This is a genomic window from Brevibacterium sp. RIT 803 (genome assembly GCF_016892625.1).
Classification (GTDB): Bacteria; Actinomycetota; Actinomycetes; order Actinomycetales; family Brevibacteriaceae; genus Brevibacterium.
Window position 1 is genome coordinate 84,093 of sequence record NZ_JAFEMW010000002.1, and the last position, 23,398, is coordinate 107,490.

At 62.1% G+C, this 23,398-nt stretch carries 23 protein-coding genes; 3 read left to right on the forward strand and 20 right to left on the reverse strand.

Annotated features, from left to right (window positions below; all coding sequences use genetic code 11):
- Positions 1–6: 6 nt before the first annotated feature.
- The 5 genes from JTF07_RS07675 to JTF07_RS07695 are packed head-to-tail and all read right to left on the reverse strand — an operon-like array spanning position 7 to position 5,594.
- Positions 7–267, reverse strand: coding sequence for a monovalent cation/H+ antiporter complex subunit F (locus JTF07_RS07675; RefSeq protein WP_204233709.1), 261 nt, complete (start codon positions 265–267; stop codon positions 7–9).
- A complete protein-coding gene (locus JTF07_RS07680; protein WP_353843910.1) occupies positions 264–662 on the reverse strand; it encodes a Na+/H+ antiporter subunit E in 399 nt (132 codons plus the stop codon). The genes JTF07_RS07675 and JTF07_RS07680 overlap by 4 nt, the downstream gene beginning before the upstream one ends.
- A complete protein-coding gene (locus JTF07_RS07685) occupies positions 659–2,176 on the reverse strand; it encodes a monovalent cation/H+ antiporter subunit D family protein (protein ID WP_204233710.1) in 1,518 nt (505 codons plus the stop codon). Before JTF07_RS07685 ends, JTF07_RS07680 begins: the two co-directional genes overlap by 4 nt.
- Entirely contained in the window at positions 2,173–2,505 is a 333-nt protein-coding gene (locus tag JTF07_RS07690; protein ID WP_204233711.1) for a sodium:proton antiporter, read from the reverse strand. Before JTF07_RS07690 ends, JTF07_RS07685 begins: the two co-directional genes overlap by 4 nt.
- Positions 2,496–5,594: a DUF4040 family protein gene (locus JTF07_RS07695; protein ID WP_204233712.1), complete on the reverse strand. Its 3,099-nt coding sequence runs from the start codon at positions 5,592–5,594 to the stop codon at positions 2,496–2,498. Before JTF07_RS07695 ends, JTF07_RS07690 begins: the two co-directional genes overlap by 10 nt.
- A 124-nt stretch (positions 5,595–5,718) precedes the next feature.
- Here JTF07_RS07695 and JTF07_RS07700 point away from each other — a divergent pair, with 124 nt between their 5' ends.
- Positions 5,719–6,846, forward strand: coding sequence for a glycosyltransferase family 4 protein (locus JTF07_RS07700; protein WP_204233713.1), 1,128 nt, complete (start codon positions 5,719–5,721; stop codon positions 6,844–6,846).
- A 76-nt stretch (positions 6,847–6,922) separates the two neighbouring features.
- On the opposite strand, the gene JTF07_RS07705 is transcribed toward JTF07_RS07700, so the two are convergent.
- The 12 genes from JTF07_RS07705 to JTF07_RS07760 form a co-directional block, all read right to left on the reverse strand.
- On the reverse strand, positions 6,923–7,519 hold the full coding sequence (locus JTF07_RS07705; protein ID WP_204233714.1) for a histidine phosphatase family protein: 597 nt from the start codon (positions 7,517–7,519) through the stop codon (positions 6,923–6,925).
- Positions 7,516–7,905: a ribosome silencing factor gene (gene rsfS, locus JTF07_RS07710; protein WP_353843911.1), complete on the reverse strand. Its 390-nt coding sequence runs from the start codon at positions 7,903–7,905 to the stop codon at positions 7,516–7,518. Before rsfS ends, JTF07_RS07705 begins: the two co-directional genes overlap by 4 nt.
- A gap of 17 nt (positions 7,906–7,922) precedes the next feature.
- The gene (locus JTF07_RS07715) at positions 7,923–9,299 is read right to left on the reverse strand and encodes a prolipoprotein diacylglyceryl transferase (protein ID WP_204233715.1); all 1,377 of its coding nucleotides are present in this window, start codon (positions 9,297–9,299) and stop codon (positions 7,923–7,925) included.
- Positions 9,292–9,897 (reverse strand): nicotinate-nucleotide adenylyltransferase, encoded by a 606-nt coding sequence (gene nadD, locus JTF07_RS07720; protein ID WP_204233716.1) that lies wholly within the window; start codon positions 9,895–9,897, stop codon positions 9,292–9,294. The genes JTF07_RS07715 and nadD overlap by 8 nt, the downstream gene beginning before the upstream one ends.
- 1 nt (position 9,898) lies before the next feature.
- A complete protein-coding gene (locus JTF07_RS07725) occupies positions 9,899–10,063 on the reverse strand; it encodes a hypothetical protein (protein WP_167389343.1) in 165 nt (54 codons plus the stop codon).
- Positions 10,064–10,214: 151 nt separating this feature from the next.
- Positions 10,215–11,504 (reverse strand): glutamate-5-semialdehyde dehydrogenase, encoded by a 1,290-nt coding sequence (locus JTF07_RS07730; RefSeq protein ID WP_204233717.1) that lies wholly within the window; start codon positions 11,502–11,504, stop codon positions 10,215–10,217.
- Between the two features lie 3 nt (positions 11,505–11,507).
- Complete coding sequence (proB, locus tag JTF07_RS07735) at positions 11,508–12,674, reverse strand: glutamate 5-kinase (RefSeq protein ID WP_204233718.1); 1,167 nt, start codon at positions 12,672–12,674, stop codon at positions 11,508–11,510.
- A complete protein-coding gene (obgE, locus tag JTF07_RS07740; protein ID WP_204233719.1) occupies positions 12,671–14,233 on the reverse strand; it encodes a GTPase ObgE in 1,563 nt (520 codons plus the stop codon). Before obgE ends, proB begins: the two co-directional genes overlap by 4 nt.
- 82 nt (positions 14,234–14,315) lie before the next feature.
- Positions 14,316–14,567, reverse strand: a complete 252-nt coding sequence (gene rpmA / locus JTF07_RS07745) for a 50S ribosomal protein L27 (RefSeq protein WP_143921531.1) — start codon at positions 14,565–14,567, stop codon at positions 14,316–14,318.
- Positions 14,568–14,580: 13 nt separating this feature from the next.
- Positions 14,581–14,889: a 50S ribosomal protein L21 gene (gene rplU, locus JTF07_RS07750; protein ID WP_204233720.1), complete on the reverse strand. Its 309-nt coding sequence runs from the start codon at positions 14,887–14,889 to the stop codon at positions 14,581–14,583.
- 176 nt (positions 14,890–15,065) lie between these two features.
- Entirely contained in the window at positions 15,066–15,380 is a 315-nt protein-coding gene (locus JTF07_RS07755) for a chorismate mutase (RefSeq protein ID WP_143921530.1), read from the reverse strand.
- Between the two features lie 93 nt (positions 15,381–15,473).
- Positions 15,474–17,006 (reverse strand): alanine/glycine:cation symporter family protein, encoded by a 1,533-nt coding sequence (locus JTF07_RS07760; RefSeq protein WP_204233721.1) that lies wholly within the window; start codon positions 17,004–17,006, stop codon positions 15,474–15,476.
- Between the two features lie 142 nt (positions 17,007–17,148).
- Between JTF07_RS07760 and JTF07_RS07765 the strand changes: the two genes are divergently transcribed.
- On the forward strand, positions 17,149–18,264 hold the full coding sequence (locus tag JTF07_RS07765) for an SPFH domain-containing protein (protein WP_252199616.1): 1,116 nt from the start codon (positions 17,149–17,151) through the stop codon (positions 18,262–18,264).
- Between the two features lie 84 nt (positions 18,265–18,348).
- On the opposite strand, the gene JTF07_RS07770 is transcribed toward JTF07_RS07765, so the two are convergent.
- Positions 18,349–21,426 (reverse strand): Rne/Rng family ribonuclease, encoded by a 3,078-nt coding sequence (locus tag JTF07_RS07770; protein ID WP_204233722.1) that lies wholly within the window; start codon positions 21,424–21,426, stop codon positions 18,349–18,351.
- Positions 21,427–21,772: 346 nt separating this feature from the next.
- Between JTF07_RS07770 and JTF07_RS07775 the strand changes: the two genes are divergently transcribed.
- Positions 21,773–22,423: a vitamin K epoxide reductase family protein gene (locus JTF07_RS07775; protein ID WP_204233723.1), complete on the forward strand. Its 651-nt coding sequence runs from the start codon at positions 21,773–21,775 to the stop codon at positions 22,421–22,423.
- 106 nt (positions 22,424–22,529) lie between these two features.
- On the opposite strand, the gene ndk is transcribed toward JTF07_RS07775, so the two are convergent.
- The gene (gene ndk, locus JTF07_RS07780) at positions 22,530–22,946 is read right to left on the reverse strand and encodes a nucleoside-diphosphate kinase (protein WP_204233724.1); all 417 of its coding nucleotides are present in this window, start codon (positions 22,944–22,946) and stop codon (positions 22,530–22,532) included.
- Positions 22,947–23,028: 82 nt separating this feature from the next.
- Positions 23,029–23,394 (reverse strand): DUF4233 domain-containing protein, encoded by a 366-nt coding sequence (locus JTF07_RS07785; RefSeq protein ID WP_204233725.1) that lies wholly within the window; start codon positions 23,392–23,394, stop codon positions 23,029–23,031.
- Positions 23,395–23,398: the final 4 nt, after the last annotated feature.

A 23,398-nucleotide genomic window follows, 5' to 3' on the forward strand; every position in this document is an offset into this window, starting at 1 on the left:
CATTCATCAGCGCAGCCCCCTGGTGAGGATCCGGGACAGGGCGACGGTGGCGAGAATGCCGACCATGGACGACAGGAAGATCGCGTCGAGGACGATCGACGAGGACACGAGGATGCCGAACATCGTGAGCATGCCGATGGCGGAGAAGTACATGAGATCGCTGACAATCGCACGCGAGCCCAGGTCCTTGGCGCTGAGAACCCGGACCAGTCCCACAATGACAGCCGCGGCGAGGATGATGATGCAGATGCTGACGACGATGGTCATGGGCGTCCTTCCTCCTGTTCAACCTCAGCGGAGCTGGTTGCTGGTCCGGACGGTGCCCGGCCACGGGTCATTGCAAGCAGTCGTGACTCCATGTCATAGAGGCCTTCCATAGCTGCCTCCTCCGAATCCTCGAACAGGGCATGGACGAAGAGCACCGGCGGCTGTGTGGATGTGCCGGCGGCGATGGCCGTGACCAAGGTCCCCGGGGTGATCGTGATCGAGGAGGCGAATAGGGTCACCTCCAGGTCGGTCACGCACCGCAGCGGGATCTCTACGATCATCGGACGCGCGTATTGGCCGGGGCGCAATACGCGGGTGACGATGGTCAACGACCCGGTCACGATTGCCCAGCCGATATAGCCCAGATAGGAGATGCCGTGAAAGAGACGCATCATGGGGCCGTCACCGCCTCGATGTAGGCGCTGTGGTCAAGCAGCCCGGTCGCGGCGCGGGTGGTGATCTCGAGCAGCGGCTCGGGGTAGGCGAAGATGGCCACGGACATCGCAATCATGATCGTTCCCGGCACCAGGAGTCGCGCGGGGATCCGGACGCTCCTCACGATGGGTTCGGCAGGCGCCCTGCCGGTCTCGGCTGAGTCGGGGCGGTAGGTCTGCATCGGCGGCCCCCAGAAGGTATTGCGCCACGTGTGCTGAAGCGCGAGCAGGCTGATGAGAGCACCGAGGACGATCGCGGCGACCAGCCACCAACCCAATGCACCCTCGCCGCCGGTCGCGGCCGTGATGAGTCCGACCTTGCCCCACAGTCCAGAGGTCGGCGGAAGGCCGATGAGGGAGAAGAGGCCGAGGATCATCAGGATCGTCGCCCATCTCTCTCGGCCGGCCAGCCCGGTCAGCTTCCTGAACGAACCGCTGCCGTACGTCTGCTCGACCGCTCCCATGATGAGGAGCAGGCCTGACATCGTAATCATGTGATGGACCATGTAGAAGGCACCGGCACCCAGCGCCGTCGACGTCAGGAGGACCACACCGAGCAGAATATGCCCGACCCCACTTGTCATCTGGAAGGCGAGGACGTTGCGGACACGGTTCTGCCCGAACCCTGAGATGGAGCCGATGAGGATGCTGGCGATTGCGATGGCGACGATGACGTTGACCCAGGCGGCGGGTTCGCCGTACACCGTGGTGTAGATCCGATAGATCGCGTAGAGGGCGACCTTCGAGTGCAGTCCCGAGAACAGCGACATCATCCCCGCCGAGGTGTTCGGGTAGCTGCGCACCAGCCAGCCGTGGAACGGTGCACCGCCGGCCTTGATGATCAGTGCGAAGAGGACGACTCCGATGGCCAGCGCTCCCTGCCCGGTCGGTGCCCCCATCTGGGCGAGGATCGCGATGTTCACGGTGCCGGTGGCGCCGTAGACGAAGCCGACCCCGATGAGCAGGATCGTCGAGGTGAGGAGGTTGACCATGACGTACATGCGGCCCACACCGAGGCGGCGCCAGGTTCCGGTCACCGCCACCAGTGCGTAGGCCGGCAGCACCATGACTTCGATGAAGACGAAGAAGTTGAAGAGGTCCCCGGTCAGCAGCGCGCCGTAGACGCCGGTGAGCATCATCAGGATCAGAGCCGGAACGAAGCGGTACTGGTCCTCACCAGTTGTGATGAGGAAGATGCAGCTGGCGATGGCGGTGAGCGATGTCAGGACCAGCATCAGCGCGGTGAACGTATCGGAGACGAAGGGGATGGCCAGGCCGGGGACGTAGCCGCCGACCGAATGGGCGAGCACAGGCTGCCGATGGTGGACGATGAGCAGCACGATGCCGGAGATGCCGACGAAGCTCGGGGCCGCCAGCAACAGAATGCGGTCGAAAGTGCGAGAGGTGATGAGCACACTCAGCGCGGAGGACAGGAGCGGAACTCCGATGAGCAGGAGCAGGAATGCTGGGTTCATGATTCTCGGGCCTCCCCTGTCTCCGGAGCCCGTTTCTGATCGTCATCGTGACCGAGAACAGCCAGAGCAAGCATGAAGATCGTCACCGCCAGGGTGATGACGATTGCAGTGAGGACGAAGGCCTGCGGCAGCGGGTCGGCGGCCAGGCTCTGATCTCCCCGATTGCTCAGAGGTTCGACTCGCCAGGCTCCGACTCCCGCAGACAGCAGGATGAAGTTCGCAGCATGGGAGATGAGAGTGAGCCCGAAGACCCCTCTGACCATCGACCGCTGCATCATGAGGTAGACCCCACCTGCGGTCAACACTCCGATTGTGATGGCTAGGACCATTTCGCATCCTCCTGCTCATCGGTCGGCGGCTGTTCGTCGGGCGGCGGCTGCTCCGCTGTCTCCCCGGTGGAGCGTTCGATGGGAGCATCACCGTGCAGGATATGAGTCGATGAGGCTCGTACCTTCGCATCGGGGTCGGCGACCTTCGATCGCCGCTCACGCGGTGGCCGCTCTCCCCTGATCGCGTCCAGCGGTCCGCTGAGCTCGCCGTAGAGGAGCTCATCGGCACGTTCGCGGGTGCGTTCGACATCGCGGCGGATGATGCCGTTGGTCAGCACATCGTCACCGGCCGGTGTGGCCGCGGAGTCGGAGACGCCGAGGAGGTTGAAGGAGGCCAAGATGAGGCCGACCACTGCGAGGTACACGCCCAGGTCGAAGAGCATCGAGGTGGTGAAGTGCTGACCCAGGAAATAGCCGTGGAGGGGTTCGAGGAAGGAACCGGCGGCGATGAGCCCGATGAATCCGGTCACCACGGCGGTCGCCACGCCGGAACCGATGAGGTACAGCGGAGCTCGAGGCGGGCCGATGGCCCGGTCCTTGGCCGTGGACATGTAGAGCAGACCGATGATCGCGGATCCGACAAGCGCGGCGATGAAGCCGCCTCCAGGTTCATTGTGACCGCGCCAGAAGATCACCAGTGAGGTGATCGCCAGCAGGGGGCCGAGCACTCTCATCGTCAGCTGCTGTGGGATCACGTTGGGCCAGGCCTCGTGGACGGCACGATAGGCCGTCGTGCCGCGGGGCCGGATCGAGACCCAGGCCTGCCGCGGTGGTTCGGGGATGTTCTCCGCAGGAGGATCGATGAACTTGTCCTTGACCGTCGACATCACTGCAACGATCGCGATTCCGGCCATACCGAGGACGGTCAGCTCGCCGAGGGTGTCCAGGGCACGGAACTCAACGAGGATCGTGTTGACGATGTTGTGCCCGCCGCTGATGTCGGGGGCGTTCTCGATGTAGTACAGACCGAGGTCTGATCGATCCCGACGCCCGTTGAGAGCCAGTGTCAGCACGGTGGCGGCAAGTCCGACGATCAGGGCGAAGATCACGCGGGTGGCCTGCAGGCGCTTCGGATATCTCCAGAAGGAACGTGGAAGCTTCTGCAGCACCAACATGATGACGATGATCGTCATCGCCTCGACCAGCAGCTGAGTCAGAGTGACGTCCGGAGCGCCGAGAGCCAGAATCTGGACAGTGGCGAGGATGCCGACTCCCGACAGCGCAACCACTGTGGTCAGACGCGAGTGGGAGCTGCAGACTACGAGCACGGCCACGGTGATGAGGACGAGGAGGACGATGTCGATGGGTCGCCACAGACCATCGTGCAGAGGTGGCAGGTCCGAATAGATGATCGGGACGGCCGAGAAGGCGAGAACGGCGAGACCGCCCAGCGACAGCGCGAGGTACGGGCCGGAGTTCATCGGCTTGACGAAGATGCTCAGGCCGTGGCCGGCTCGACGCAGAACCCACGTCAGTCCGCTCATCACATGGGCGCCGTCGAAGCCGAGGGTTGCGCGGTGGAAGAAGACGAAGACACGGGAACGGTTGACGATGATGATCACGCCGATCGCGATGATCAGCAGCGAGGCTATCAGTTCCTTGTTCACCCCGTGCCAGAGAGCAAGGTGGACTGCTTCGGTTGCGTCGGGAATGGCCGCTTGGACTGCCTGATCGAGGGGATTGTCGAAGACGAACAGAACGAAGCTCAGCGGAATCGAGGCGAGGATCGGCAGCGCAGCGGAAACGAGCATCACGGGTGATCCGTGTCCCAGTCTCGCTTTCTCCACCGGTTTGCCATCGATGAATGCTCCCCAGACGGTCTTCGCGCAGTAGGCGAAGGTGAGGACCGAGGCGGCGACGGCCACCAGCAGGGTTGCCCATCCGGTCCAAGCCGAACCGGGAGTGTCACTGAATGCTGTGAAGAGGGATTCCTTCGAGACGAAGCCGAGCAGAGGTGGGATGCCTGCCATGGAGGCGCACCCGATGATCATGACGAAGAAGGACCCCGGAGCCGCTCGCATCAGTTGTGGAATCCGAGTCAGTTCGCGAGTCCCGGCGAGATGGTCGACGACTCCGACCATCATGAAGAGTCCGGATTTGAACAGGGCGTGGGCGATCACGTGCAGGCACGCAGCGGCGATCGCCGCCTCGGAGCCGACGCCGATCACCGCTGTGATGAGACCCAGCTGCGAAACCGTGGAATAGGCCATCAGCTTCTTGACGTCGTATTGGTTGAGAGCGAACCAGCCGCCGATGCAGGCGGTGATGAGGCCGGCCACGATGAGCAGGGTGTTCCAAGCAGGGGTGGCGTGGAAGGCGGGTGTGAAGCGCAGGAGCAAGAAGATGCCGGCCTTGACCACGGCTGCCGCGTGCAGATAAGCGGAGACCGGGGTGGCTGCGGCCATCGCGTCTGGCAGCCAGGAATGGAAGGGGAACTGAGCCGACTTGGTCATCGCCGCGACCGCGATGAGGATCGCAACCAGCGTCGTCACCGGTGACTGACCCGACCAGACGGGCGAGATCAGCGCTTCGTGGACGTTCGTGGTCCCGGTGACCGCGATGATGGTTCCGGTTGCCACCAACAGCGAGAGTCCGCCGATGAAGGTGATGAACATGGTGCGCAGAGAAGGGCCTTGGCCGGGCGAGCCTGACCGAGCGATGAGGAAGAAGGAGGCCAGAGACGTCAGTTCCCAGCACACGAAGAGCACCAAGAGGTCGTTGCTGAGTACCAGCATCACCATTGAGAAGGTGAAGATGACCATCAGCCAGTAGAAGCTCGTGTTTCGTCCCTTGGACAGGTAACCGGTCGAATAGGCGAAGACGATCGCGCCGATGATCAGCGCGATGTAGGTGAAGATGACGCCGATGCCGTCGGCACGCAGCGCCAGATCGACGCTGAGGGAGGGAATCCACTGGTAGGACACTTCTGGAGTGGCCCCGGTCATCACCTCGACGGCGGTGGGGGTGAACAGGCCGGCGATGCCGAGATAGACAGCAGCCAGGAGCCATCCACTGGCTCGACCGAGCCAGCGAGTGATGATGGGGGTGAGAATGATGAGTGCGGCAAGAGCGAGAACCGTTAGGATCATGACCGTAGCCTCGGTGCTACGGACGCAGGTGATGGTTCCTTCACTCACTGACCCTTCGTCACGATGAACGTAATCTCGGATGAACGCAGACTTACAGATGATCACACTATCGACTCGGAGTTCCATGAGCAAAAGCACAAACAGCACTCAGACGAACGAAACGATCCGCGTCTACTTCGATGCCCGCTTCACACGAACGACCCACCACGATGGCATCTCCCGCTACGGATCGTGCCTGCTCGCTGCTCTGCTCACAGCCGTGCGGGGAACCGACATCGAGGTCACTGCGATCATCAACGATGAAGCTCAGCTCGATCTCCTCCCCGACTGTGCATGGGTGAGACTCAACTCCCCCACGTCTTGGCAGGAGATCTTCATTGCGAAGAAGCTCAACGACCTCGGCGCCGATGTGGTCTTCTCCACCATGCAGGTGATGGGATCAACGGGACGCAGGTACGGCCTCATCCTGACCGTCCACGATCTCATCTACTATTCGCACCCGCTGCCCCCGGCCGATCTGTCCGCGGCGCTCAGGCTGCTGTGGCGGGCCTACCACCTCAGCTACGCCCCGCAGCGTCTGCTGTTGGGGCGCGCCGATGCGATCGCTTCCGTGAGCCAGACGACGAAGAACCTGATCGCAGAGCACCATCTGTCATCGAAGCCGGTGACCGTGGTGTCGAATGCCGCTGAGACTGCTGTTTCCGGAGAACGCTCGGTCAACAGGAGTGATGCGCGTTCGCTGGTCTACATGGGCGCGTTCCTGCCCTATAAGAACGTCGAGACCCTCATTCGATCCCTGGAGCATCTGCCGGGATGGACGCTGCACATCGCCAGTCGAATCGACGGCAGACGTGAAGCCGCGTTGCGTGCACTGATCCCCAGCCGGGCGAAGGTGATCTTTCACCGGGGGGTCAGCGACAGTGAATATGCAGATCTGCTCGAGGGTGCAACCGCTCTCGTCACGGCCTCTCAGGAGGAGGGATTCGGTCTTCCTGTCATCGAGGCGATGGCCCAAGGTGTGCCGGTGGCAGTTTCGGACATACCGATCTTCCACGAGATCGCCGGCGAGGCTGCTGTCTATTTCGACCCCGATGACGCCAGTGACGTGGCCACCACGATCGAACGTCTCACCGATGCCGCGCTGTGGTCCCAACTCTCGGCAGCCGGGCAGACGCAGGCCCAGCTCTTCGATTGGGACGCGTCGGCTCAGGCGCTGGTGGGCATGATTCGTGCGGTTCACGCCTCACAGTGAGTGCACGAGTCGTCAGTGTGCAGAGCCCGCTTCAGGACTGTGCAGTGCACCGGTTCAGGACTGTGCAGAGCCCGCTTCAGGAGGGAACTGTGCCCCAGCTGCGCAGGATCCAGCTGGTGCCGGTGAATCCGAATTCGCCGTGTCCGCAGTTTCCCAGGACTCCGAGGCGACCTGGCCCGTCCATGCCGAGCAGCAGTTCTGCGGCTGCGCGCAGGACTGCGCCGTGAGCGACGATGGCAATGGTCTTGGCCTCCGATCCAGCGACGATGTCGGTAATCGCCGAGGCGACTCGACGTCCTGACTCGGTGCGGGATTCCCCACCTGGTGGGTTCGTGTCAGCTCCGCTGAGCCATTGTTCGAGCTCGTCTGGCCACGATGCACTGAGCTCGTCCCGGGTATGACCCTCCCACTGGCCGAATGCGGTCTCACGCAGACGCTCGTCGCGTGTGACACCGACGTTCACCAGCGAAGCAAGTGCGTCGGCGGTGTCAGCGGCGCGCGACAGGTCGGAGGACACGATGAGCTCAGGCAGAAGTTCGCTCAGGTAGCTCGCTGCCTGAGCGGCTTGAGTCCGCCCGAGTTCATTGAGCGGAATGTCACTTTGACCTTGGAACCGGCGTTCGACGTTGTAGTCAGTCTGGCCATGTCGCCAGAAGATGACGGTCCTGGTCATTGAGAGTCGTCGGCGGCAGCCGGCGCCGGCAGTTCCAGATCGATGACCGGGCAGTCCTTCCACAGGCGTTCGAGCGCGTAGTACTCGCGCTGCTCCTGCGAGAAGACGTGGACGACGATGTCACCGAAGTCCAGGAGGACCCAGTCCCCGCTCCCCCGACCCTCACGGCGCAGAGGAGTGTGACCATAGGCCGTCTGCAGGGCTTCTTCGACGGCGTCGACGATCGATGCGATCTGCCGATCGTTCTCCGCTGAGATGATGAGGAAGGCATCGGTGATGTAGAGGGTGGCACTCACGTCGAGGGCCACCTGATCGGTGCCGAACTTCTCGTCTGCCGCACGTGCGGCAGTCCTCAGCATTTGGGTTGATTCAACGGTCTCGCTCACAAGAGCCTTTCAGATGATTACAGCAACATGACCAGTGCAATGACGATGAGTGCGACTGCGAAGAGCGCAGCGACACCCAGCACTACATAGGGTACTTTGGATGGTTCTTCCCCAACAAGGATCCGGCCGTCGTGACCGGTGACCTCGCTGGCGCGAATACGTGTCCCCGGAGGATTCTCAGTCTCTTCGTCCTCGTAGTCAGGATTGGGAAGTGCCCATGCCTCTGGAACGGTCTCCATCGGACGGGTCTCGGGGTTAGCCGCAAGAGCGCGAGCTGCGTCGTCGGACGAGGTTCCAGTGCCTGCAGCAGACGAGTCGTCCGTTGATCTCGTCCCTGCCTGCCGGCCTTGGCCTGCGTCACTGCGGTCCGTCGAAGGCCGGTCGGTGCCGCTGCCTGGGGTCGCCGCCGGGCTGTCGACCTCCGGAATCTGGGCTGAGGCGGCCGTGACGACCCGCACTCCTGAGCTGCTCGGCGGCTGCACGATAGGCATGCGCCGCGAGCGGCTCGTCTCGCCGCCCTCATCGGTGGCATCATCGTTGAACGCATCACCGGCGGCTGCCGACTGTCCAAGCCCTGATGACTGCGCCGGGGGTGGCGCCTGAGCCGGGGCTGATGCCTGAGCCGAGGCTGGTGAGTCCTCCGTGTGCTGCTGGGGCTGGGGCGGTTCGGGCTTCGGCTGTACAGGCGGCGCTTGTTCAGCAGCGGGCCGCCTGGGAGCGGACGAAAGAGCATAGTCCTGGACTGGAGATTCTGCAGGTTCAGACTGGGAAGTGGTCGCTGCTGCACCCGGGTCCAGATCTTCGATCGGCTGGGAGAGTGCATCACGTGGGGCATCGTCGAAGGCAGTCGGTCGCGGTGCGGAGGCCGCAGTGACCGGAGACTCGAAGTCTCGTGCGGCGACTTCATCGGCCGAACCGCCGAATCCAGCAGAGTCGAAGGATTCGTTCTGGCCGGCTGCAGCCTCGTCTGATTCCTCGGGCGAGGTCGTTTCCGGTCCTGCGATGACAGGGGTCGCTCCGGTGGAGAGGTCGCCTTCACGAGACAACCCGTTATCGCGAAGGTAGCTTTTACGGGCGGTGCGCGAATCGAAATGAGGCAAGGGAGCTTGTTGCGGATCGACGGGCTCCGCCGCTTCGACAGGAGGTCGCGAGTCCTGCGCCTGGTCGCCAGATGATGCGCCGCGCTCAGGGGCGGCCTGAGACGGTGGCTCGGTGTCTGCCCGCGATTCAGGTGCCTGAGCCTGTGCTGGCGGCGGGTTCAGCAGGTCGGACCGATTGTTCGATGACGGCTCTTTTGGCTGCTCAGGTGTCTCTCGTGCTTCGAACGCCTGTTCCGCAGCCACCCGCTCGGCTTCTCGCCTGGCACGGCGTGACGTGAACTGCTCCTCAGCCATTTTCACTCCTGTACAACTCGTATTTCGCGATGTACTGAACGACCCCGTCCGGTACGAGATACCAGACGGGCGCCCCATCCATCACCCGTAGTCTGCAATCCGTGGACGATATCGACAGTGCAGGGATCTGCACCAAGCTCAACCTGTCCACCGGAAGACCCTCACTGCGAAGTTCGTGCCCCGGGCGGCTCACTCCGACGAAGTGAGCCAAGGAAAACAGCTCATCTACATTCTTCCACGTCAGAATCTGAGCCAAAGCGTCCGCGCCGGTGATGAAGAACATCTCTGTGTCGGACCCGTAGCTCCTGGCCAGGTCCCGCAGGGTATCGATGGTGTACGTGGGTCCTGGACGATCAACGTCGGCTCGGGAGACTGTGAAGCGCGGGTTCGACGCGGTTGCGATGACGGTCATCAGATACCGATGTTCGGCGCTGGTGACTTCGCCGGCATCCTTCTGATACGGACGTCCGGTGGGTACGAAGACGACCTCGTCGAGATCAAAGGTCGACTGCACCTCACTGGCTGCGACCAGGTGACCGTGGTGAATGGGGTCGAAGGTGCCACCCATGACACCGACCCTGCGTGTTTGCTTAGCCATATCAGTGGCGGTTGGAGATGCCCTTCCACGACCGGCTCACTGCTGCCATCGAGAGGAAGATCGCGAGGGTGATGAGTCCGAAGAAGATCGGATCCATCGGCAATTCGGTGTGGTGGGCTGCCTTCTCCGCGCCTTCGGCAACGGTGGTCAACAGGGCTGCGTTCACGTGCTCTCTCCTTCTCGGTGATGATGACGCGGTCGGTCTGCGTCGCAGTGCTTATGCCTTCAGTTTCTCATGAACAGTGCGACAAGTGGGCATCGACATGAGCATCGACGGCGTCTGAGTGCACCGCCGATGTGCTCTGCGCCGAGCAGCGTCAGCTGCGGATCTGACCATTGCCCATCATGACCCACTTCGTGGTCGTCAGCTGTTCGACGCCCATGGGTCCGCGGGCATGGAGCTTCTGGGTCGAGATTCCCACCTCTGCACCGAAGCCGAGCTCTCCCCCATCGGTGAACCGTGTGGACACGTTGACTCCGACTGCTGCGGCATCGATCGCCGTGACGAATGTCTCAGCATTGTCGATGTCCTTGGTCACGATCACCTCGGTGTGGCCCGAGGAATAGGCCCGAATATGCTCGATCGCCTCGTCTATTCCCGACACGACCTTCACTGCCAGCTCCAGGTCAAGATACTCTTTCGCCCAGTCGCGTCGAGAGACACGTTTGACCTTCATCGACTCCGGTGCCAGCGCCGCGACAGTGGTGTCGGCATGGAGAACGACCCCGGCCTTGTCGAGGCGATCGAGTATCTTGGGAAGTACGCGCTTGGCTGCCTTCTCATGGACCAACAAGGTCTCAAGCGAGTTGCAGACACTGGGGCGATGTGTCTTCGAGTTGACTACGAGGTCGACTGAATTCTTGACGGTGGCCGATGAATCGATGAACATATGGACATTCCCGATTCCGGTTTCGATCACCGGGACCAGCGAATCCTGCACCACTGTATTGATGAGTTCAGCGCCACCGCGCGGAATGAGGAGGTCGACGTAGTCACGCGCGTTCATGAGCACGCTGGCCCCGTCACGTCCGAATTGGTCGATACCGCTGATCGAATCTGCGGGCAGACCAGCCGATTCCACGGCTTTGCGCAGCACGGAGACGATCTCAGCGTTGGAGTTCTGAGCCGCTGAGCCTCCGCGCAGGACGGTGGCATTGCCCGCCTTGAGCGCGAGGATCGCGATGTCGACAGTGACGTTGGGGCGGGCCTCGTAGATCGCACCGATGACGCCCATGGGCACACGATTCTGAGTCAATCTGATGCCGTTGGGCAGAACTCGTCCTACGACGACGTTGCCCACGGGATCGTCAAGATCGATGACCGTCTCCACTGATGCGGCCATGGCTTCGATGCGATCGTGGTCGAGTCGCAGGCGGTCGAGGAGACCTGCGTTCATTCCGTTGTCGATGCCGGCGGCGATGTCGACTTCATTGGCTTTGACGATTCGGTCGGAATTCTCAAGCAGTGCGTCGGCGATCGCGCGCAGCCCGGCGTCCTTCTCTGCCGTCGATGACGTCGCCAGGTGAGCGGCAGCGCTCTTTGCGTTCCTGACTACTCTGGTGACACCCCGGACGGTCTTGGGATGTATCTCGGATACAGCGGTCATGGACTATCTCCCCCCGCTCACGTGCGTGAGTACGAGATCATTGCGATGGATGACCTCTTTACGGTAATCATTTCCGAGTCGGGTGCCAAGTTCGTCCGTGGACATGCCGAACATCCCGGGCAGTTCCTGCGAAGAGAAGTTGGTCATGCCACGTGCGATGACTTCACCGCCGAGGTTCCGAATCTCGATCGGGTCGCCAGCTTCGAAGTCCCCGGTCACGCCGGTGACACCGGCAGCCAGCAGGGAGGTTCCGCGGGAGAGCACAGCGGATTCGGCACCATCGTCGATGGTCACCGAACCGAAGGTGCGGGCCAGATGGCGCAGCCACAGCAGACGTGTCCCCCGACGTTTATGCGTCACCGAGAACCACGTGCCCACGCGTTGACCACCGAGCACTGCTGAGATCTTATCTGCCGAGGTCAGCACCGCGGGTATCCCCGAGTCGGCAACCATGAGCGCGGCTTCGACCTTCGTCGCCATGCCCCCTGTGCCGGTGCCGGCGGCCCCGGTCCCGCCGATGGAGATGTCGTGAAGATCGGCGATGGAGGAAACCTGCTCGATGCGCACAGAATCGGCCAGATTCGGCGGTCCCGAATAGAGAGCCTCGACATCGGAGAGCAGGACGAGGGCGTCTGCGTGCGACAGGTGTGCGACAAGGGCAGCCAGGCGATCGTTGTCACCGAAACGGATCTCTTCTGTCGCCACAGCATCGTTCTCGTTGACGATCGGCAGTGTCCCGAGGGCCAGGAGTTTGTCGATGGCACGTTGAGCGTTCCTGTACCGAGTGCGTCGGATCAGGTCATCGGCTGAGAGCAGCACTTGGCCGGGCACCAGGTCGTAGCGACCCAGTGCCCGGGTATAGGCGGCCATGAGCAGACCTTGGCCGACTCCGGCAGCGGCCTGCTGTGTGGCAAGGTCACCGGGGCGCCTGTTGAGGCCCATCGGTTCGAGCCCGGCCGCAATCGCGCCGGAGGACACGAGGATGACTTCGTGCCCGGCAGAACGATGGGCTCCGATGACATCGGTGAGCGCGATCAGCTTTGCTTCGTCCAATCCCCCGTCGAGGGTGGTCAGTGACGAAGAACCGACCTTGATCACGATGCGGCGTGCAGCTGCGATATCGGCACGCGCCGAGATGCTGCCAGAATCGGTGGACTGGCTGTCGCTCATTCCTGACCGGACTCGGAATCGGAGGTGACACCGGCAGAACCTTCGCGGTCGCGACTGGCACGCTCCGCGAGGCGCTCCTGCTCGAACTCGGCACGAACGGCGGCCTTCGCATCCATACGATCATGGAATGCGGCCTTTCGCTCCTTACGAGTCGAACGGGCATCCTCATCCAGACGCAGGTCGGTACCGCGGCTGCCCAGCAGCTCGGCGCCGCCGACGCTTGTCGGATCCCAGTCGAAGACGACGCCGTCGTCTCCGCCGATCACGATCGTGTCACCTGGCTTCGCACCGGCCTTGAACAGTGACTCTTCGACACCGAGGCGATCGAGGCGATCGGCGAGATAGCCGACAGCCTCGTCGTTGGCGAAGTCCGTCTGCCGCACCCAACGCTCGGGTTTGACGCCGCGGATGCGGAAGACAGGACCGTCCTCGTCGCTTTCGGCTTGAATCTGGAAGCCACGGTCATCAACGGCCTTAGGACGGATGACGACTCGCTTCGGCGTCGCCTCGAGCTCTGCCCGACGCTCACGTTCGGCCGAGACGAGTTCAGCCATCGCGAAGGACAGCTCCCGCAGACCGATGTGACTGACCGCGGAGATCTCAAAGACTCGATAACCTGCCGCCTCCAGGTCGGGGCGGACGATATCGGCCAAGTCATTGCCGTCGGGGATGTCGACCTTGTTCAGCGCCACGAGCTTGGGGCGTTCCGACAGAGGCAGCAGTCCGTTTCCGTCATCGAGGTCGACTGCATAGGCAGCGAGCTCCGATTCGATGATGGTCAGGTCCGAGACAGGATCACGGCCCGGCTCCCACGTCGCCATGTCGACGACATGGACCAATGCGGCGCAGCGTTCGACGTGTCGGAGGAACTCAAGACCGAGGCCCTTGCCTTCTGATGCTCCCGGGATGAGGCCTGGGACATCGGCGATGGTGTATCGCACATCGCCTGCCTGGACCACGCCGAGGTTGGGCACGAGTGTGGTGAACGGATAGTCCGCGATCTTCGGCTTAGCTTCAGACATGGCCGCGATGAGGCTGGATTTGCCGGCTGAGGGGTAGCCGACGAGCGCGATGTCAGCGATCGTCTTGAGCTCGAGCACCAAGCTGAGTGCTTCGCCGGGTTCACCCAGCAGAGCGAAACCCGGTGCCTTGCGTTTCGAGGAAGCCAGAGCCGCGTTGCCGAGGCCGCCGCGGCCACCTGCGGCAGCGACGTATTCGGTTCCGGCATCGACGAGGTCGGCGATGATCTCGCCGTTCTGGTTCTTCACGACCGTGCCGTCAGGGACGGCGATGATGAGGTCACCGCCATCCGCACCATGGCGCAGATCGCCCTTGCCGATGCCGCCGTCGTTCGCAGTCAGATGCGGACGGTGGTGCAGTGGGAGCAGCGTTGTGGTCTGAGCGTCGACGACGAACTTGACGTCACCGCCCTGACCACCGTTGGCACCGTCAGGGCCGCCAAGGGGTTTGAATTTCTCGCGCCTGATCGAGGCGCAGCCGTTGCCGCCGTCTCCGGCGGAAAGATGGACTGTGACACGGTCTATGAACTCGGTGGCCATAATGTCCTTATATCAGATGAAGGGTGAGTCTCGAGACTCACCCTTCATGGACCCCTAACAGGGGAAAAACAGAACTAGTCGATCAAGCGCCGACGATGTTGACGATCTTGCGACCGTTGCGTTTGCCGAATTCCACGGCTCCTGCCGACAGTGCGAAGAGCGTGTCGTCTCCGCCGCGTCCGACGTTGGCGCCTGGGTGGAACTTGGTTCCGCGCTGGCGAACGATGATCTCTCCGGCCTTGACAACCTGTCCGCCGAAGCGCTTCACACCGAGGTACTGCGCGTTCGAGTCGCGACCGTTGCGGGACGAGCTGACTCCCTTTTTGCTTGACATGTGAAGTCTCCTCTTACTTGATGTTCGTGATCTTCAGACGGGTGAGGTCCTGGCGGTGGCCCTGACGCTTCTTGTAACCGGTCTTGTTCTTGTACTTCTGAATGATGATCTTGGGGCCGCGGAGTTCATTGACGACCTCGGCGCTGACCGCAACCTTCGACAGGGCATCAACGTCGGTTGTGACAGACTCACCGTCGACGAGGAGGACTGCATCGAGTTCGACGCTTTCCCCGGCCTTCGCCTTCATTCGGTTGACTGTAATGATGTCTCCGACGCTGACCTTTTCCTGATGGCCACCGGCACGGACAATGGCATAGACCATGGTCGAACCCTTTCTGTTCATACACAAACGAACGGCGGTTGATCCCTTGGCTCCCGAAGAAGGTTTTCCCAGGGTGTCCCATTGAGAGGAATCACCAGCCGTGGTGCGACGTGCGCACCGACGATCAAGTCTAGTGGATTCGACCGCAGTTGGGCAAACCGCTCGAGTTGAAGAACTCAGGCTTCCCGGGTCTCAGCGATCCGTTCGTGATGACGGATCACCTCGGCGACGATGAAGGTCAGGAACTTCTCCGCGAACTCCGGGTCCAGGTGCGCATCTTCGGCCAGCCTGCGGAGGTGGGCGACCTGTCGGCCCTCTCTCTCAGGATCTGCGGGAGGCAGACCATGGTCAGCCTTCAGTTCACCGACTGTCTCTGTGAGCTTGAACCTCTCGGCGAGCAGATGGATGAGCGCTGCGTCAATGTTGTCAATGCTTCCGCGCAGTTCCAACAGTCGCTCCTGGGCATGTGTCTTGTCGTTGATCTGATCCACGTGCACCAGTCTAACGAGACTCGCGACAATCCATCGACGACGCACGGAGGCCGACCCCGCGCCATCGCGGAATCGGCCTCAGGCAAGCTGCGCTCAGACCATCTCCTCCACGGGGACGGCGTCCTTCGTGTCGGGATCCATGAGCGTACCGGCCTTGCGGTCGGCCAGATATTTCTTCATCTCCTTCTTCACCACCGGCATCAGCATGTACAAGCCGAGGATGTTGATGAACGCACAGAGGAACAGGGCGGCATCGGCGAACTCGACGACCTTGCTGAAGCTGGCAATGCACCCGATGACCACGAATACACAGACGAGGACACGAAAGACCGTGGCCGCGCCCTTCGATTTGCCGAAGAGGTAGGCCCACGCCCGTTCTCCGTAGTAGGCCCAGGTGATGAGGGTGGAGAAGGCGAAGAGAGCGACGGCGATGGCCAACAGCACCGGGTACCAGCCTGCGACAGTGGCAAAGGCGTCCGAGGCCAAGGCCACGCCGCCGATCTCACCCTCACCGAGGTCATTGGTGTAGGACGGCTGGTTGGCGACGATGATGGTCAGCGCGGTCATGGTGCAGATGATGACTGTGTCCACGAAGGGCTCCAGCAGAGCAACGAAGCCCTCTGAGACCGGTCGACGGGTCTTGACGGCTGAGTGCGCGATGGCTGCCGAACCGATGCCGGCTTCGTTGGAGAAGGCCGAACGCTGGAAACCGATGACCATGACGCCGACGATGCCGCCGGCGATCCCCTGAGGCGCGAATGCCCCTTGGAAGATCTCACCGAAGGCCTGTGGGATCTGAGCGAAGTTGATGGCCAACACCAGCAGACAGGAGACTACGTAGAAGATTCCCATGGCCGGAACGAGCTTGTCGGTGACGTGCGCGATCGACCGGATTCCGCCGAGGATGACCAGCCCGACGAGCACGGCGAAGATGATGCCGAAGATGAGTGCAGCCCATGAGCCTGCCAGGAAGCCATCGGCGCCCCCCGTGGCGGTGCGCACCTGAGCGAAGGTCTGGTTGGCCTGGAACATCCCGCCGCCGACGACACCGAAGATGAGGATGGATACCGCAAAGATGCCGGTGAGGACCGAGGCGACGGGTTTCGAGAACTTGCGGAATGCAATGGGCAGATACTTGAAGGGACCACCGTAGACGACGCCGTTTTCGTCGATCTCGCGGTACTTGACGCCCAGTGTGCACTCAACGAACTTCGTACACATGCCGAGGAGGCCGGCGATGATCATCCAGAAGGTGGCGCCGGGGCCGCCCAAGGCGATGGCGACACCGACACCGGCGATGTTTCCCAGCCCGACGGTGCCAGACAGTGCCGAGGCCAGGGCCTGGAAGTGCGTGATCTCCCCGGGATCGTTCTTGGTCGAATACTTTCCGCGGACGACCTCGAGTGAGACCTTGAAGCCGCGGAATTGGATGAAGCCGAAGTAGATGGTGAAGATGAGTGCCGCGGCGATGAGCCAGAGCACAACGAAGGGGAAGGAAAGCTCACCGATGGTCAAGGGGGCGAAGATGATCCCGCCGAAGAAGGTGGCGATCGGATCGAACCAGGAGTTGATTGCATCATCAACCGGTGATTTGGGGGCATCTGCTGCCAATAACAAAGTGTTCATGGTGCAATAACCTGCCGTACCCCCTGGAAGGGAGCAAGCTCTACAGCACAGGACGCGAATACAGTTACCCAACTGTTACGTACATCACACTGAGCAGGTATTGGTGAGATGCACGTCTCATTCTGTGACCTAGACTGAAATCATGACCCAGAACCCTCATCAGCACGTTCCGCCTCCGAATCAGCCACCAGGATCTCAACCGACACAGCAGCGGCCTCACCCCGGGCGCGGCCAGTATCCCGGTTCTGGTCCTCAGGCTAACCCGCAGCAGCCCCTTCCGGGTGGGCCGCAGAGGATCCCCGGAGTTCCCCCGGAGCAGAGCCGACCTGTGCCGTCGAGAATCGCATCGGTCGAGGGCGAACGCGTCAGGGAGACCTCGGCGGGCGGCGTCTCGGGCTACTTCGCCATCGTCGGCGGGGTCATCCTCTTGATTCTGGCGCTTCTGCTCGCAGTGGTCGGACTCATCATGACCGTAGCCCAGGCCGCGGTCGGGGTCATCCTCATCGCACTCGCCATCGTCATGTTCATTGCATCGATGTTCATGTTCAAAGGCTGCACCTCCGTGGCTCCGGGCAATGCTGTCGTGCTCCAGCTCTATGGGAAGTACGTCGGCACAGTGCGCCAATCGGGACTGCGCTTCGTCAACCCCTTCTATTCGAAGATTCAGGTATCGACACGCATCCGCAACCACGAGACATCCACATTGAAGGTCAACGACCTCGACGGCAATCCGATCGAAATCGGCGCCGTGGTCGTCTGGCAGGTCCAAGACACGGCCCAGGCGCTGTTCGAAGTCGATGACTTCGAGGAGTTCGTCGCCATCCAGGCCGAGACCGCTGTGCGCCACATCGCAAACTCCTATGCCTACGATTCCTCGGATCCGAACCGGATGTCCCTGCGCGACAACGCCGATGAGATCACGTCGAAACTCTCCAATGAGGTCGCAGCACGAGTCGCCGCCGCTGGCGTGACCATCATCGAATCGCGCATCACGCAACTGGCCTACGCCGCAGAGATTGCACGCGCCATGCTCCAACGACAGCAGGCTACAGCGGTTGTCGCCGCCCGCCAGCTCATCGTCGAAGGTGCTGTGGGCATGGTCGAGACCGCCATCGAGCAGATCGAGGGGCGCGGGATCGTCAAGCTCGGTCATCTCGAGCGCAGCGATCTCGTAGCGAATCTGATGATCGTGCTCTGCGGTGATCAGGCTGCGCAGCCGACCATCAGCACGACGAGGAATCAGGAATCCAAGAACTGAGGCGTCCCGCCGCCGATCCTCATGATCGGTGGCGGGACGCCTCGTCGTCTGTCCGCATCAGTCACACGAGTGCGGACATGATGGTCAGTCTTCGCCGATGATGACGAATGACGTCGGCAGCGACTGCTGCGCCGACTCATCGGCAGCCTGAGTCTTGGCAGCAGGCTTCCGCCGCGGTGCTGCCTTGACCGGTTCAGCCTTGGCCACCTTGGTCGCGGTGTCCGCACCGATCATCAGCGGAAGCTCGGCAGCAGGCTCCGCAGCCTTTTTCGCCGGGGCCGGCTTGTTCTGGACTGGTTTGTCCTGGAGTGGCTTGTCCTGAGCAGGCTCGTCATGCGCTGGCTCTGACGTCTCCGAGGATTTGGCATTGGACCGCTTCCGGCTGTTGCGGGTCCGGGATCGGCCCGACTTTCCGCTGCCGGTCGAATCGGAGGATTCGCTGCCCTGCGATTCTTTCGTGGTGTCACTGTTCGGCGTCGACTCGGTGTCGCTCGAAACCGGGGTGTCCTGAGAGTTCTCGGCGTCCTTGGACGCCGTCTCGTCCTTCTTCAGCGTGGCCTTGGCGATGGCGGCTACGGCCGAACGTGAGGCGTCGTTGGCCGCGGCGTCACTCTGGCCTTCGGAGTCGTTGGACTTCGACGACGACTTATTGTCACCGCGACGCTTACGATCACGTTTGCTGTTCGAGTTGTCGTTGTGTGTGGACCGATTGCCGTGATGGGCCTTGGAGCCGTCCTCTTCTGAACCCGGCAGCAGCAGTCCCCGACCGGAAAGGTCGGCCCCGGCGCTGACGAGGGACTCTGCGAGTCCGGTGCCGATGCGCTTACGCGTCATCTGCACAAGACCCAGGGAGGTCACCTCGGCGACCTGATGCTTGGTCCTGTCCCGCCCCAGGCATTCGACGAGGCGACGCACAACGAGGTCGCGGTTCGATTCGAGGACCATGTCGATGAAGTCGACGACGATGATGCCGCCGATGTCCCGCAGGCGCACCTGCCGGATGACCTCCTCGGCTGCTTCCAGGTTGTTGCGGGTCACGGTCTCTTCCAGGTTTCCACCTGACCCGGTGAACTTGCCGGTGTTGACGTCGATGACCGTCATTGCCTCGGTCCGGTCGATGACCAGCGAACCACCCGATGGCAGGTTGACAGTGCGCTGCAGCGCCTTCTGCACCTGTTCCTCGACCCGGTAGTGGTCGAAGATGTCCTCGTCCTCGCTGTAGCGGTGGACGCGCTCGAGCAGATCCGGTGCCACGGCCTCGACGTATTCGTGAATCGTGTTCCACGCGCCGTCGCCGTCGATGACGAGAGACGAGAAGTCCTCGTTGAAGACGTCGCGGATGATCCGCACGATCATGTCCGGCTCGCTGTACAGGAGCTGGGGCGCGAGCACCTTCGTCGACTTCGACTTCTTCTCGATGGTCTCCCACCGTTTCGCCAGTCGTTCGACGTCCCTGCTGAGCTCCTTGTCCGTTGCTCCTTCGGCTGCGGTGCGCACGATGACTCCATTCGAGTCACCGACGAGTTCCTTGAGCAGTTTCTTCAGTCGATTGCGCTCGACGTCGGGCAGCTTGCGCGAGATACCGGTCATGGAGTTGCCGGGAACGTAGACGAGGAAACGTCCGGGCAGGGAGATCTGACTCGTCAGACGGGCGCCCTTGTGACCGACCGGGTCCTTGGTGACCTGAACGAGCACGGCGTCGCCGGGGCTGAGCGCCACCTCGATGCGGCGAGCCTTGCCATCCATGCCGAGGGCGTCCCAGTTGACTTCACCGGCGTAGAGCACAGCATTGCGGCCCTTGCCGATGTCGATGAAGGCGGCTTCCATGCTCGGCAGCACGTTCTGGACTTTGCCAAGGTAGACGTTGCCGATGAGGGAAGACTGCTGGCGATTCTCCTTCAGGTAGTGCTCGACTGTGATCCCGTCTTCGACGACGACCAGTTGTGTCTGCTCGCCGCTTTCACGCACCAGCATGGTCCGGTCCACAGATTCACGACGGGCCAGGAATTCAGCCTCGGTGATGACTGGGCGGCGGCGCCCTGCCTCACGGCCTTCCTTACGGCGCTGCCTCTTGGCTTCGAGACGAGTCGAGCCCTTCAGCGAGGTCACCTCATCGTTGTCCGTGCTGCGTGTCCGTGAACGACGGCGACGACGGCGACGGGAACCGTTGTCGTCATCGTCATCGTTGTCATCATCACCGGAGTCAGTGGAATTCTCGAACTGCTGGCCGGAGTTCTTGTCATCAGAGGATTTGGCGCCGGCGGACTTGTTCGAATCTGTCTGCGGAGCCTTCTTCTCCGACCGGTTGCCGGAGCGTGACTCACGTCTACTCGAGTGGGAATCGGAATCCTCGTCAGCAGATTCTTCGGCTGACGATGGCGAATCGTCGTGATCCGATTCACTGCCGTTGTCATCGCGTCCACGAGAACGACGACCGCGTCCTCCTCGGCGACGCCGACGGCCGCCGGAGTCGTTGGAGTCGTTGTCGTCAGAGTCATCGCTCTTCACGCTGTTGGTATCGGCGTCCGGCGCCTCAGCGTAGTCCGCGTCGCTGTCGTATTCGTCGGAATCGTCGGAATCGTCGGTGTCATTCTCAACCTGGACGGGCTGAGCCAGTTCGGCCTTGGGCACCTGGAAGATCAGTCCACCGTCGTGTGGCACGGCTGGCGCGCTGCGCGGGATCGGAGCAGGAGCGGGGTCCACGGTGGGAGCTGCGAAAGGGTTGCGGGGATCGAACGTGGGAGCCGGCGCCGGCGAGGCGTCATCCGCGGCAGTGTCTGCAGAATCGTCGTCATCGGCATCCAAGGGATCGTTGGCCTCGCTCCCCCGACCGTTGTTCGCTGCGTTCTGCGGATCCACGGCAGGTTCACGGACAAACTGCTCGAACACGAGTCCCCTGTTGGCTACAGCGTCCCGTGCTTTCTTCCGTGTGACCGGCCTCTGCTCCGGAATGTCCTCGACGTCCTCGTCCGAGTCACCATCGCTCGGCTCGGGAATGCGCAGAGACTGCGCAGCCTCGGCGATGTTGTCGAGCTTCGCTCTGATGCTCTCGTCGACATCCCCATGAGAGGAGTCTGCGGAATTCACCGACTGCTGCAGATTGGCGAGATCGGCGAGGATGCCCTCTGTTGCCTCGTTGCCGTCATTCGACGCGTCATTCATGATTTCTCCCAGTCCGAAGACTCCGTCCACACCTCACGGATCTTCGGATCCTTGCATGGTCCAAGTCGGACCGAAACTTGTGGATGGCACTTCCAGCTCGCGCTCAGCGCGTAGGCCTTCGGTGCTGCCTCTTCTTGGTGTCGACCTGCGAGGTCGTACCCTCGACTCGGTGGAGGCACTTCTCCTGCTCGGTGTGAGAGCAAGTATCCGTCTGGCCATTATGTCACAGATCGACCGAAGTGCTCCGGTCGATCTCTGCTGTCTATGGTCTCCGTCACTTCCCGTCTATGACTATTCACGGTCGCCCCCGTTTGCCGCGCAGTGTCCGGGGAGGCATTCTTGGAGTGTGAATACCGCAGATACTCTTCCTGACGACGATATCGACGTGGTGCCGCAGACCCGATCCTGGGTCCTGCGGCCGACCAGTCTCGGCGTCTTCCTCATCGTTGCGTCCGTCGTCGGCTACTTGGCGTCCTTCGCTCTTGCCGTCGAGAAGTACGAGAAGTTGGAGGACCCGAACGCGGTGCTCTCCTGCGACCTCAACCCGTTCTTCTCCTGCGGATCGGTGATGGAGTCTCCCGAGAGCCAGCTCTTCGGCTTTCCCAATCAGCTCCTGGGAATCGGCGCTTTCATATTCCCGCTGCTCCTCGGCGTGTTGCTCCTCGCCGGGACGAGGATCCCGAGGTGGATCATGGTGGGACTCAACATCGGCCTGGCCCTCGGCACCGTCCTCGTCATGTTCCTGTTCTACGTCTCGATCTACAAGATCGGCGTCGGCTGCCCCTGGTGCATGGTGGTGTGGACGATGACGATCCCGATGTTCGTCGCAGTCACGGCCCACAATGTTCTGGCCGGCAGTTTCGGCGCCCGAATCGCGCGGAATCCGATGGCCAGAGTCCTCGCCAAGGAGAATGTGGCGATCTTCGTTCTGTGGTTGCTCGTCATCGCAGCATGCATCGTCGTTCAGTTCTGGAACTTCTTCTCGACCCTGTTCTGAGCAAATCCTGAATTGTTCAGCACTGCCATGAAGTGACGCGGGTGCGCTGCTGCCGGTCCCTCCGAGGAAGGACTGCCGCAGGGCACCCGCGTCTGTGTGCTGAGATCTATTCGGCGGGGAACCAGATTCCGATCTCGCGTTCAGCCGATTCGACGGAATCGGATCCGTGCACGAGGTTCTTCTGGACCTTCTCGCCCCAGTCGCGGCCAAGATCACCGCGAATGGTGCCCGGTGCCGCCGCTGTCGGGTCGGTTGCACCCGCCAGCGAACGGAATCCTGGGATCACTCCCTGGCCGGAGGCGATGATCGACACGACCGGTCCTTCGGACATGAAGTCGACGAGGGGCTGGTAGAAGGGTTTGCCCTCGTGCTCGGCGTAGTGGGCGGAGAGTTCTTCCGCGGTCGCGGTGCGCAGCGACAGAGCATCGATGGCGTATCCCTTGGATTCGATCCGAGCGAGGATCTGACCCACGAGTCCTCGTGAGACACCATCGGGTTTGATGAGGATGAGAGTGCGTTCCATTCCGGTCCTTTTCGTTTGTGCGATGATCGGCGGTCACAGTTTAACCGCCGTGGAGTTCATTGATATCAACCGCCGAGGCGGTTCAGGCGCGTTCCGCCACTTCCCTGTCGATCCTCGCCGACCAGTACACCGACACCACCCAGAGAGCGATGAAGATCGCTGCGACGAAGAACATCGAGGTGACGAGGAATCCCGAAGCCAGCAGGGGGATCTGCACGACCCAGCCCAGTGCCACACCCGGTCGCTTCTGGCCGATCCGACGTGGCAGCAGCAAGACCGAGACGATGGCCAGGGCGGCAATCACGGACGCGCCAAGGAGCAGTTGTCCCAAGGTCAGAGATCCTGCTGCCTTCACCGCCAGGCCGTAGGCAGTGAGCACTGCGAAGTAGACGACGAAGAGCTCACAGATGAGGATCGAGCCGCACAGGACGGGAAACTTCGATTTCATCGGC

What these genes read in the sequence shown, in the direction of transcription:
- JTF07_RS07675 (WP_204233709.1), bottom strand. Translation starts at nt 267, where the DNA reads ATGACCATCGTCGTCAGCATCTGCATCATCATCCTCGCCGCGGCTGTC.
- JTF07_RS07680 (WP_353843910.1), bottom strand. Translation starts at nt 662, where the DNA reads ATGATGCGTCTCTTTCACGGCATCTCCTATCTGGGCTATATCGGCTGG.
- JTF07_RS07685 (WP_204233710.1), bottom strand. Translation starts at nt 2,176, where the DNA reads ATGAACCCAGCATTCCTGCTCCTGCTCATCGGAGTTCCGCTCCTGTCC.
- JTF07_RS07690 (WP_204233711.1), bottom strand. Translation starts at nt 2,505, where the DNA reads ATGGTCCTAGCCATCACAATCGGAGTGTTGACCGCAGGTGGGGTCTAC.
- JTF07_RS07695 (WP_204233712.1), bottom strand. Translation starts at nt 5,594, where the DNA reads ATGATCCTAACGGTTCTCGCTCTTGCCGCACTCATCATTCTCACCCCC.
- JTF07_RS07700 (WP_204233713.1), top strand. Translation starts at nt 5,719, where the DNA reads ATGAGCAAAAGCACAAACAGCACTCAGACGAACGAAACGATCCGCGTC.
- JTF07_RS07705 (WP_204233714.1), bottom strand. Translation starts at nt 7,519, where the DNA reads ATGACCAGGACCGTCATCTTCTGGCGACATGGCCAGACTGACTACAAC.
- JTF07_RS07715 (WP_204233715.1), bottom strand. Translation starts at nt 9,299, where the DNA reads ATGGCTGAGGAGCAGTTCACGTCACGCCGTGCCAGGCGAGAAGCCGAG.
- nadD (WP_204233716.1), bottom strand. Translation starts at nt 9,897, where the DNA reads ATGGCTAAGCAAACACGCAGGGTCGGTGTCATGGGTGGCACCTTCGAC.
- JTF07_RS07730 (WP_204233717.1), bottom strand. Translation starts at nt 11,504, where the DNA reads ATGACCGCTGTATCCGAGATACATCCCAAGACCGTCCGGGGTGTCACC.
- proB (WP_204233718.1), bottom strand. Translation starts at nt 12,674, where the DNA reads ATGAGCGACAGCCAGTCCACCGATTCTGGCAGCATCTCGGCGCGTGCC.
- obgE (WP_204233719.1), bottom strand. Translation starts at nt 14,233, where the DNA reads ATGGCCACCGAGTTCATAGACCGTGTCACAGTCCATCTTTCCGCCGGA.
- rpmA (WP_143921531.1), bottom strand. Translation starts at nt 14,567, where the DNA reads ATGTCAAGCAAAAAGGGAGTCAGCTCGTCCCGCAACGGTCGCGACTCG.
- rplU (WP_204233720.1), bottom strand. Translation starts at nt 14,889, where the DNA reads ATGGTCTATGCCATTGTCCGTGCCGGTGGCCATCAGGAAAAGGTCAGC.
- JTF07_RS07760 (WP_204233721.1), bottom strand. Translation starts at nt 17,006, where the DNA reads ATGAACACTTTGTTATTGGCAGCAGATGCCCCCAAATCACCGGTTGAT.
- JTF07_RS07765 (WP_252199616.1), top strand. Translation starts at nt 17,149, where the DNA reads ATGACCCAGAACCCTCATCAGCACGTTCCGCCTCCGAATCAGCCACCA.
- JTF07_RS07770 (WP_204233722.1), bottom strand. Translation starts at nt 21,426, where the DNA reads ATGAATGACGCGTCGAATGACGGCAACGAGGCAACAGAGGGCATCCTC.
- ndk (WP_204233724.1), bottom strand. Translation starts at nt 22,946, where the DNA reads ATGGAACGCACTCTCATCCTCATCAAACCCGATGGTGTCTCACGAGGA.
- JTF07_RS07785 (WP_204233725.1), bottom strand. Translation starts at nt 23,394, where the DNA reads ATGAAATCGAAGTTTCCCGTCCTGTGCGGCTCGATCCTCATCTGTGAG.